Consider the following 10,304-nt stretch of genomic DNA (forward strand, 5'->3'; position numbering starts at 1 on the left):
GCTAGAACCTGCGCGCATTCCCTCGCGAGTCCGCTCATGCCCCACACGTCCGCCCTGCTCGGTTTTGCTCTCGTCTCGCTCGGCATGGTGCTGACGCCGGGGCCGAACATGATCTACCTGATCTCGCGCTCGATCACGCAAGGCGCGGCGGCGGGGATCGTGTCGCTTGGCGGCGTCGCGCTCGGGTTTGTGTTCTACATGCTGTGCGCGGCGTTTGGCATCACCGCGCTGTTGTTCGCCATTCCTTACGCATATGACGCGCTGCGCTTTGCGGGCGCGGCCTATTTGCTGTGGCTGGCGTGGCAGGCGCTGAAGCCGGGCGGCCGCTCGCCGTTTCAGGTGAAGAAGCTGCAGGTCGATGGCCCGCGAAAATTGTTCGCGATGGGCTTTGTCACCAATCTCTTGAATCCGAAGATCGCGATGCTCTATCTGGCGCTGCTGCCGCAATTCATCGACCCTACCGTCGGCAGCGTGCTGACGCAGTCGCTGGCGCTGGGCGCGATCCAGATCGTGATCAGCGTCAGCGTCAACGCGATGATCGCGCTGGCGGCCGGATCGATCGCGCTGTTTCTCGGCACGCGGCCGAGCTGGCTGCTGCTGCAGCGCTGGCTGATGGGCACCGTGCTGGCGGGGCTGGCGGTGAAAATGGCGTTCGAGGCGAGGAAGGCGTAGCCCATCTCGTCATGCGCGGGCTTGACCCGCGCATCCATCGCCTGCGCAAGCAGGCAGATCATTTTGGTCAAGAAAGATGGATTGCCGGGTCATAGGCGAGCGGAAGCGACGCCGTCCTTCAGACGGCTATGCCCGGCAATGACACCGAGACCCTCAATCCAGCTTCGCTTCCATGCCGCGCTTCGTCGCCGGGCGGGCCATCAGCGCGTTGTACCAGCGTTCGACATTCGGGAAATCCTTCAGCTCCACCTTGTGGCGCGGGTGGCGCCAGGCCCAGCCGAGGATGGCGAAATCGGCGACCGACAGCGCACCCGCGACGAAGTCGCGGCCGTCGAGCCGGCGGTCCAGCACGCCGTAGAGCCGGCGGGTCTCGTCCATGTAGCGCTTCAGGCCATAGGCGCGGTCGGTTTCGTTCTCGAGCGCGATGAAGTGGTGCACCTGGCCGGGCATCGGCCCAAAGCCGCCCATCTGCCACATCAGCCATTCATAAACCGGGATGCGGTCGTTGAGCGGCTTGGGCAGGAACTTGCCGGTCTTCTCGCCGAGATAAAGCAGGATCGCGCCGGACTCGAAAATGCTGACCGGCTTGCCGTCCGGGCCATCGGGATCGACGATTGCGGGAATCTTGTTGTTCGGGCTGAGCTTGAGGAAGGCGGGCGCCATCTGCTCGCCCTTGCTGATGTTTACCGGGATCACCTTGTAGGGCAGCCCCATTTCCTCCAGCGCGACCGAGATCTTGCGGCCGTTCGGCGTGTTCCAAGTGTGCAGTTCGATGGTCATTTACGGTTTCCCCCAATAAAGCTTGGACTTCCCGTAGCGCGGAAGCTTGCGGCCTTACAACCGCCGTTTCCGAGGGGGCTTCCCTGCGCTCGGCGGGGGCCCGGCAGATTGCCGCGCCCTGTTGATTTGGCCAGATCGGCTCTGGAATGAAAGGGAAAGCACCGATAGATTGCCGCCCGCCTCAAACCTTTGGGAATACGCCTTGTCCAAGTCAGCCTCCCGCGCCCGCCTCGCCGAGATCATCCGCAAGCGATCGTTCGGCCGCGGCGAGATCACGCTGGCCTCCGGCCGCAAGAGCGACTTCTACTTCAACCTCAAGCCGACCATGCTCGACCCCGAGGGTGCGGCGCTGCTGGCGGAATTGACCTACGAGGCGCTGAAGGACGACCAGCTCGACTACGTCGGCGGCCTGGAAATGGGCGCGGTGCCGCTGGCCGGCGCGATCGCGCAGCTCTCCTGGCTCAAGGGCCATCCGATCGCCGCGTTCTTCGTGCGCAAGAAGCCGAAGGAGCATGGCGCCCGCCTGGCGGTCGAGGGCCTCGCCAAGGGCGAGAGCCTGCAAGGCAAGCGCATCGTGATCGTGGAAGACGTCACGACGACCGGCGGTTCGGCGTTGAAAGCGGTTGAAGCCGTCCGCGATGCCGGCGGCGAGATCGTGCTCGTCTTCACCATGGTCGACCGCGACGAAGGCGCCACCGAAGCGTTTGCCGAGGCAGGCATTCCGTTCCGCTCGCTCTACAAGGCCGGTGAATTTTTGAAGGGCTGATTGCTCTTTCGTCTGGCGCGTGTCCCGGACGCGGTGCAGCACCCTTCGTGCTGCTCCGCAGAGCCGGGACCCACACTCGCCCGTCGACCACATCGGCCCCGGATCAGCAGCGCACCGCAAGCGCGCTGCGCAGCATCCGGGGCACGCCATCGACACTCGATTCTTTCCCGCTGCCGAGCGCTTGCTCATAGCTCGTTTACCATCCCGGATTATGGTGAATCCACCGGCGCCTGTTGCGCGTCGGTGGTTAAGTGTTGCGTTGGGTGGAGTTAGCGTTGCGTACAGAGTTGGTTTTTTCGCGCATGCGGCGCCGCGCGACTTCTATTGCCGCCGCCACGCTTGCAGCATCTTTCATGCTGGTGCCCGGCAGCGTATCGGCCGAAGGCCTGTTCGACATGTTCTTTGGCGGTGGCCAGAAACAGCAGGCGCGGCAAGCCCCGGCACAGGCGAATTTCTTTGCCGATCCGTTCGGCCTCAATCAGCCGCCAGCGCAGCCCGCGCCGGCGCCGCGCGTCGCCGGCTCCGGACCCGCCTTCTGCGTCCGTAGCTGCGACGGCAAGTATTTTCCGCTGACCACGCGCGGCAACGCCACGCCGGTTCAGATGTGCCAGGCGTTCTGCCCCGCCAGCCCCACCAAAGTGTTCTACGGCAGCAACATCGACAGCGCGTCGGCCAGCAATGGCGAGCGCTACGCGGACAGCGAAAACGCGTTCGCTTATCGCAAGGCGCTGCGCGCCGATTGCACCTGCAACGGCAGGAGCCCGTCCGGCCTTGCGCCGGTCGACCTCGCGCTCGACACCTCGCTGCGTTCGGGTGACGTCGTCGCCACCACCGACGGCCTCGTCGCCTATACCGGCGTTCGCCTCGGCGCCGAGCAGACCGCCGAATTCACGCCCGTCGCCTCCTATCCCGGCCTCACCGCCAGCGTCCGTGCCCGGCTCGGCGAAATGAAGGTCGCACCTGTCAGCGCTGAAATGGTCGGCGAGACCGTGATGCCCGAGACGCGAAACGAGATCGCGATGCCGGCGAGCGTGGTGCCGAAGAGCACGGCCCCCAAGGCGGCGAAGCGGGCGGAAGTGAACTGACGGCCGATCGCACGAGTCAACGATAGCAACAGTACATCTTAGGGCCGTCATTCCGGGGCGATGCAAAGCATCGAACCCGAATCTCGAGATTCCCCGATGCGCAATTGCGCATCTGAGGTCTGGTCCTTACGGACCATCCCGGAATGACAAACACAATCATCACCGCCCGACGATCACCCCGATGACGTTCGGCGCCGACAGATATTTTTCCTCGATCGCCGCACGCGCCGCGGCGCGGTTTTCCGGCGTCAGCAGGCCGCGCTTTTCGGCGAGGATCATCCAGCAATAGCCCCACCAGTCCGACAGCATGCCCTGGTCGTCGACGAGGTCGTAGCCCTGCTCGGCGGCAAAGATCCGCGCATGGGCCTCGTCGAGCGAATCGAGCCAGGCGTGGTCGGCGATCGAGAACAACTCGTCGCTGAAATCGTCGGTCGTGTAGCCCCACACCGACATGCAGACGGCATTGAACTCACGGTCGATGGTGTCGTCGTCGACCGGCTGGCGGCGCGAGGCCTGATGCAGCCGCGACAGCGAGCGCGCGAAATCGGCGATACGGGTGAGCGCGAATTGATCGAAGGCGATGGTGGACATGGACATGTAGTCCTCGATATTGGCGATAGACCATAGATATTGTGTCGGCGCTGTGCCGAATCACAATGATATATCAAGCACTTGCTAAAGTGTTCTTAATTTGTTCCAGTAGGATTAATTTGCGAGATCGAGACATGGACCGGATGCAGGCCACGGAAATTGCCAGGCACTTGCACGATGCCGCAGAGGCCATTGACCGGGCGAGTGCTGCATATCAGCGCTTGATCAGGCGGATCGGACAGCACTCGCCAATCCCCTTGGAGAGACCGTTTCCGCCCTGCATTTCGGCCTCTTGCGGGCTGTTTACGATCGCTATCCGGACTTGCGACCGCCATCGGACGAAGAGCCCTCCATCGATTCGACCCTGCAATGGGCGGTCGTGCTCCCTAAGTCCGTGTCCCAGGCCGATCTCGACGAGTTGATCTTTTCCACTCTGAAACCGAATTGGCAGAAGACCGCCCGGGTTATCGGCAACCTTGTCATTCGCTGCTAAGCGCTTGCATGGCCCATCGATGCGGAAATGCTGGCTGCGCGCATCCAGGCATTGGCCGAAGCCGGAAGTATCGAGAGCGCGGGCAACGTTCGCGCATGGCGGCACAGCGAGATACGCTTGACAGGCTGATGGGCGCTGCGCGTTTCCGATCCCGGGCGTTCAGTGCCGCTGGCTTGTCTTTACTGCGACGAAGCGCTGGAAAACAGATTGATGACAACAACCCCGGAGACGATCAGGCCCATGCCGCAGAGCGCCGCCGTGTCCAGCTTCTGGCTCTGGAACACCCAGGCGATCGTGGCGATGAGGACGACGCCGACGCCCGACCAGACGGCATAGACCACGCCTGTCGGCAGGCTTCGCAGGGTCAGCGACAGAAAATAGAACGCCACCGCGTAACCCGCGACCGTCACCAGCGATGGCAGCGGCTTGCTGAAACCGTCCGACAGTTTCAGGAAGGTTGTCGCCACGACTTCCGAGAGAATCGCGATGCCCAAATAGAGATAGGTCATGCCGCCTGCTAGCAGACGCATGTGATGTTTTGACGACTCGGGCGGCCCCATAGCCCGGATGAAGCGCAAGCGTAATCCGGGAACCGATTCATGTGTGGTTTGCCCAATCCCGGATCGCGCTTCGCTCCATCCGGGCTACGACTGCCAGCTCACATCGCCGACAGCATCTTGCCGCCGCAATAATTGGCGTAGAATTTTCCGCCGCATTGCCGCTTCATCGCCGCACACCGGGTGGCGGGCGCCGCATTCTTCGCGACGCTGAACGAGCATCCCAATCCATCGGCGGTTTTGCCCGCCTTGCCGGCGGCGAACGCGGCGCTGGTGACGCTGATGCAGACCATCAGAAGCGTCGCAGCGGCGATCTCGATGATCAATCTCATGGCCCACCCTCCTTCAGACTCAAGGCGATATCCAGGCTCTCGGCCGTTATTCTAGCACCGAAATCGGCGCACGGAGGCCACCAAATCGGCCCGGTCCTTGCATAAAAACATACCAGCGCGGTGCACAACAAACGTCTGGATAGTTTCGGTTGTGATGCAAGGCGCGTATCCTTTCGTTGAGTCTGAAACTGCAGGGATTGACGCGTTGCAAGAACAAGCATTCGCAGGGAGTTTTCCGGTGCCCGGCCAACCGATCGACGAACTGGCGCTTTCCGAGATCAAGGGCGCGATTCTCGCCAAGCTGCGGCTTGCCATCGGCAAGGACACCGGCATGGCGACCAAGCGCGACTGGTACAAGGCCGCAGCATTGGCGCTGCGCGACCGCATTGTGCACCGCTGGCTGACGGCCGAGAAGGATAATTACGACGCCGGCCGCAAGCGGGTCTATTACCTCTCGCTCGAATTCCTGATCGGGCGCCTGTTTACCGACGCGCTGAACAATATGGGCCTGCTGCCGCTGTTCGAGGCGGCGCTGGGCGATCTCGGCGTCGATTTGTCGGACCTGCGCAATTGCGAACCGGATGCGGCGCTCGGCAATGGCGGCCTCGGGCGGCTGGCGGCCTGCTTCATGGAAAGCATGGCCACCCTCGCCATTCCCGCCATCGGCTACGGCATCCGCTACGATTTCGGCCTGTTCCGCCAGATCATCGCGCAGGGCTGGCAGCAGGAATATCCCGACGAGTGGCTCGGCTTCGGCAACCCCTGGGAATTCCAGCGCTCCGAGGTGGTCTATCAGGTGCATTTCGGCGGCCACGTCACCCATGTCGCGGACCGCGGCCGCGAACGCGCCAGCTGGCATCCCGGCGAAACCGTGCAGGCCGTCGCCTACGATACCCCGATCGTCGGCTGGCGCGGCCAGCATGTGAACGCGCTGCGGCTGTGGTCGGCGCGCTCGCCCGATCCGCTGCGGTTAGATGCCTTCAACACCGGCGACTATCTCGGCGCAATGGCCGAGGAAGCGCGCGCCGAATCGATCTGCAAATTCCTCTATCCGAACGACGAGAGCGCCGCGGGCCGCGAATTGCGGCTGCGCCAGGAATATTTCTTCGTCTCCGCCTCACTGCAGGATCTGGTCAAGCGGCACCTCGCCGCCGACGGACAATTGCGCAGCCTGGCGCAAAAGGCCGCGGTACAGCTCAACGACACCCATCCGAGCCTTGCCGTCACCGAGCTGATGCGGCTGCTGGTCGACCTGCACAATTTCCGCTGGGACGAAGCCTGGAAGATCACGGTCGCGACGCTGTCCTACACCAACCACACGCTGCTGCCGGAAGCGCTCGAGACCTGGCCGGTCGAACTGTTCGAACGGCTGCTGCCGCGGCATCTGGAAATCATCTACCGCATCAACGCCGCGCATCTGGCACTCGCCGAGCAACGCGCGCCCGGCGATATCGACTTCCGCGCCTCGGTCTCGCTGATCGACGAGCGCTCCGGCCGCCGGGTGCGGATGGGACAACTGGCTTTTGTCGGCTCACACCGCATCAACGGCGTCTCGGCAATGCATTCCGACCTGATGAAGGAGACCGTGTTCCACGATCTCAACCATCTCTATCCCCAGCGCATCACCAACAAGACCAACGGCATCACCTTCCGGCGCTGGCTGATGCTGGCCAATCCGAAACTGACCGGCCTGTTGCGCGAGACCTGCGGCGAAGCTGTGCTCGACGATTTCTCGCAGCTGCAGCGCCTCGAAGACCATTGCGGCGACAATTCGTTCCAGCAGCAGTTCCGCGACGTCAAGCTCCAGAACAAGCTGGCGCTGGCGCGGACGATCGGCGAGCGCCTCAGCATCAAGGTCGATCCGTCGGCGCTGTTCGACGTCCAGATCAAGCGCATCCACGAATACAAGCGGCAGCTGCTCAACATTCTCGAAGCGGTCGCGCTGTATCAGGCGATCAAGGATGAACCCCAGCGCGACTGGGTGCCGCGGGTGAAAATCTTCGCCGGCAAGGCGGCGGCGAGCTATCGCACCGCCAAGCTGATCATCAAGCTGATCAACGACGTCGCCGAGATCGTCAACAACGATCCCGTGGTCGCCGGACGGCTGAAGATCGTGTTCCTCGCCAACTACAATGTCAGCCTGGCCGAAGTGATCATCCCGGCGGCGGACCTGTCCGAACAGATCTCGACCGCCGGCATGGAAGCCTCCGGCACCGGCAACATGAAGCTCGCGCTCAACGGCGCCTTGACCATCGGCACGCTCGATGGCGCCAACATCGAAATCCGCGACCATGTCGGCGCGGAAAACATCGCGATCTTCGGCATGGAGGCCGGCGACGTCATGGTCCGGCGCCGGCAGGGGCTGGATGCCTCCGACGTGATCCGCCGCTCGCCGCGGCTGTCGCGGGCGATCAGCGCGATCGAGAGCGGCGACTTTTCGCCCGGCGACCCCGCCCGGTTCGAGGCGATCGGCCACACGCTGCGCCAGTTCGACCACTACATGTGCGCCGCCGATTTCGATTCCTATTACGAGGCCCAGCGCGGCATCGATGCGCGCTGGCAGGTGATGCCGGCGTGGACGCGGGCCTCGATCCTCAACGTGGCGCGGATGCCGTGGTTCTCCTCCGACCGCACCATCCGCGAATACGCCGCGGATATCTGGCACGTGCCGGTGCTGCCGACCGGGCCCGTGCAGGAGCAGGATGCCCAGCGCGGCGTGTCGGGCTGAATTCCGGCGATCTCTCTCGATTCGTCATGCCCGGGCTTGACCCGGGCATCCACGTCTTCAGGCGCCACTGACAAGGAAGACGTGGGTGGCCGGGCATGGGCAAGCGGACGCCGGCCATGACGGAGAAAGCCATTACCTGTCACGTCATTGAATTCATGCCAGTTGCGGTGATACTGCACGGCAGTACCCCGGGGAATTCCATGCTTACCAAGACACCGCATCTGTTCGACGACGCCACGCAGGTCACCGCCGGCGACAGCCGCTGGCAGGGCAAGACCAGCGAGGATTACTGGGCCTTTGTCGGCCCGTTCGGCGGCTGCACTGCGGCCACAATCCTGCGCGCTCTCATGGACCACCCGCAACGATCGGGCGATCCATTGTCGCTCACCGTCAATTTCTGCGCGCCGGTCGCGCAAGGCGCCTTCGATCTCGACGTGCGGCTGGTCAAGGCCAACCGTTCGACGCAGCATTGGTGCGTGGAGATGACGCAAGGCGGCGGCGACGTGGCGACGCTGGCCACCGCGGTGTTCGCCGAACGCCGGCCGTCATGGTCGCACCCGCAGGCGCCGTTCCCGTCGTCAAAACCCTACGAGCAGACGCTGCCTTACGGAAAGGTCGCCGCTCCCTGGGTCAAGCAGTATGATTTCCGTTTCGTCGAGGGCGAGCCGGGTTGGGGCTCGACGTCGTCGGCCGAGCCGAACTCGTTCTCGAAACTGTGGATCGGCGACCGGGTGCCGCGGAAGATCGACGCGCTGTCGCTGATGTCGATGTCGGACGCGTTTTTTGGCCGTATCTTCCACGCCAGGCGCGAACTGGTACCGTTTGGCACGGTGTCGATCACGACCTATTTCCACGCCGACGCCGCCGATCTCGCCGCCGAAGACATCACGCGCGTGCTGGCGGTGGCCGACGCCAAGATTTTCCACAAGTCTTATGGCGACCAGAACGGCGAATTGTGGTCGCCGAACGGACGGCTGCTCGCAACGACGACGCAAATCGCGTATTTCAAGGCGTAAGGGAACATACGGGCCTCATCTTCCGTTCCCTAGGCCCTGGAAGGCGGCTCATGTCCCAACCCGACGCCAAGAAGCCCGATATCGCCCTGCTCGGCATCCCCATCGAAATCGGTGCTTCGCAGGCCGGCACGCTGATGGGCCCCGCGGCGCTAAGAACCGCGGGCATTGCACGCGTGCTCGACCAGTTGGGATTTGCCGTCGAGGATCACGGCGACCTTTCGATATCGAAAGTCATTTCGGACGGACCGCCGCCTGCCAACGCCAAATTCTACGACGAGGTGAAAACCTGGATTCGGCTGCTCAGCGAGCGCGCCTACCACTTGGCGCGTTCCGGCGCGGTGCCGATCTTCATGGGCGGCGATCATTCGCTCTCGATGGGATCGGTCAATGGCGTTGCGCGCTATTGGAAAGAACAGGGCCGGCCGCTGTTCGTCCTGTGGCTCGATGCGCATGCCGACTACAACACGCCCGACACTACCATCACCGGCAACATGCACGGCATGTCCTCGGCGTTCCTGTGCGGCGAAGGCGGGCTGGACGATCTGCTCGGCGATCAGCCGCGCGCCTCGATCACGCCGGATCAGCTCGATCTGTTCGGCATCCGGTCGATCGATCCCCTGGAAAAGAAGCTGGTTCAGGACCGCCGCGTCGCGATCGCCGACATGCGCGCGCTCGACGAATTCGGCGTCGGCGTGCTGATCCGCCGCGTCATCGAGCGCGTGAAGGCGAAAAATGGCGTGCTGCATCTCAGCTTCGACGTCGATTTTCTCGATCCGGCGGTCGCACCGGGTGTCGGCACCACCGTGCCCGGCGGCGCCACCTATCGCGAGGCGCATCTGGTCATGGAACTGCTGCATGATTCGGAACTGGTGCGCTCGGTCGACATCGTCGAACTCAACCCGTTCCTCGACGAGCGCGGCCGCACCGCGCGCGTCGCAGTGGAGCTGATCGGCAGCCTGTTCGGCCTGCAGATCACCGATCGCCGAACGCCGACAAACGCGATGCTGCAAGGACGATAGCCAGAGCAGCCGCATCAAGAACAAGCGTTCTGTGAAAAAAGGGCGACCTTGCGGTCGCCCTTTTCATTTCCGAGAAATGACGTTCGGATCACTCCGCCGCGAGCTTGACCTCGGGCGCGGCGGCGCGGACGTCGGCGTCGACCTGGGCTTCGAATTTCGCAAAATTCTTCTGGAACATGCCGACCAACGCGCGCGCGGTCTTGTCGAACTCGGCCTTGTCCTTCCAGGTGTTGACGGGATTGAGGATGTCGCCGGGGACACCCGG

Annotated in this window: 10 protein-coding genes and 1 pseudogene; 6 read left to right on the forward strand and 5 right to left on the reverse strand. The window is 63.4% G+C overall.

Translation table 11 applies throughout. The annotated features are described in order from the left end of the window. Positions 1-36: 36 nt before the first annotated feature. A complete protein-coding gene (locus tag JQ558_RS09895) occupies positions 37-672 on the forward strand; it encodes a LysE family translocator (RefSeq protein ID WP_212036478.1) in 636 nt (211 codons plus the stop codon). Positions 673-825: 153 nt separating this feature from the next. Here the strand turns inward: JQ558_RS09895 and JQ558_RS09900 are convergent, their stop codons facing one another. Further along, entirely contained in the window at positions 826-1,452 is a 627-nt protein-coding gene (locus JQ558_RS09900; RefSeq protein ID WP_212275130.1) for a glutathione S-transferase family protein, read from the reverse strand. A gap of 202 nt (positions 1,453-1,654) precedes the next feature. On the opposite strand from JQ558_RS09900, the gene pyrE reads away from it, so the two are divergent. Both pyrE and JQ558_RS09910 read left to right on the forward strand, forming a co-directional pair. Further along, complete coding sequence (gene pyrE / locus JQ558_RS09905; protein ID WP_212209300.1) at positions 1,655-2,218, forward strand: orotate phosphoribosyltransferase; 564 nt, start codon at positions 1,655-1,657, stop codon at positions 2,216-2,218. 275 nt (positions 2,219-2,493) lie between these two features. Further along, complete coding sequence (locus JQ558_RS09910; protein WP_409363404.1) at positions 2,494-3,303, forward strand: DUF2865 domain-containing protein; 810 nt, start codon at positions 2,494-2,496, stop codon at positions 3,301-3,303. A gap of 159 nt (positions 3,304-3,462) precedes the next feature. Here the strand turns inward: JQ558_RS09910 and JQ558_RS09915 are convergent, their stop codons facing one another. The 3 genes from JQ558_RS09915 to JQ558_RS09925 form a co-directional block, all read right to left on the reverse strand. Next, entirely contained in the window at positions 3,463-3,894 is a 432-nt protein-coding gene (locus JQ558_RS09915; protein ID WP_212209399.1) for a hypothetical protein, read from the reverse strand. Between the two features lie 672 nt (positions 3,895-4,566). After that, a complete protein-coding gene (locus JQ558_RS09920; RefSeq protein ID WP_211999553.1) occupies positions 4,567-4,896 on the reverse strand; it encodes a multidrug efflux SMR transporter in 330 nt (109 codons plus the stop codon). Positions 4,897-5,045: 149 nt separating this feature from the next. Then, positions 5,046-5,276 (reverse strand): hypothetical protein, encoded by a 231-nt coding sequence (locus JQ558_RS09925; RefSeq protein ID WP_212209297.1) that lies wholly within the window; start codon positions 5,274-5,276, stop codon positions 5,046-5,048. Between the two features lie 205 nt (positions 5,277-5,481). On the opposite strand from JQ558_RS09925, the gene JQ558_RS09930 reads away from it, so the two are divergent. The 3 genes from JQ558_RS09930 to rocF all read left to right on the forward strand — a co-directional run bounded on the left by JQ558_RS09930 (position 5,482) and on the right by rocF (position 10,039). Further along, positions 5,482-8,004 carry a glycogen/starch/alpha-glucan phosphorylase gene (locus tag JQ558_RS09930; protein WP_249142407.1) on the forward strand — a complete coding sequence of 841 codons (2,523 nt, stop codon included), beginning with the start codon at positions 5,482-5,484 and terminating at the stop codon, positions 8,002-8,004. Positions 8,005-8,204: 200 nt separating this feature from the next. Next, complete coding sequence (locus JQ558_RS09935; protein ID WP_212293524.1) at positions 8,205-9,020, forward strand: acyl-CoA thioesterase II; 816 nt, start codon at positions 8,205-8,207, stop codon at positions 9,018-9,020. A 50-nt stretch (positions 9,021-9,070) separates the two neighbouring features. Next, positions 9,071-10,039: an arginase gene (rocF, locus tag JQ558_RS09940; RefSeq protein WP_212209294.1), complete on the forward strand. Its 969-nt coding sequence runs from the start codon at positions 9,071-9,073 to the stop codon at positions 10,037-10,039. Between the two features lie 88 nt (positions 10,040-10,127). On the opposite strand, the pseudogene JQ558_RS09945 reads toward rocF, so the two are convergent. Then, positions 10,128-10,304: pseudogene (locus tag JQ558_RS09945) on the reverse strand (phosphoenolpyruvate carboxykinase (ATP)); the annotation flags it as partial.

This window comes from Bradyrhizobium sp. AUGA SZCCT0160, assembly GCF_018130105.1.
GTDB lineage: Bacteria > Pseudomonadota > Alphaproteobacteria > Rhizobiales > Xanthobacteraceae > Bradyrhizobium.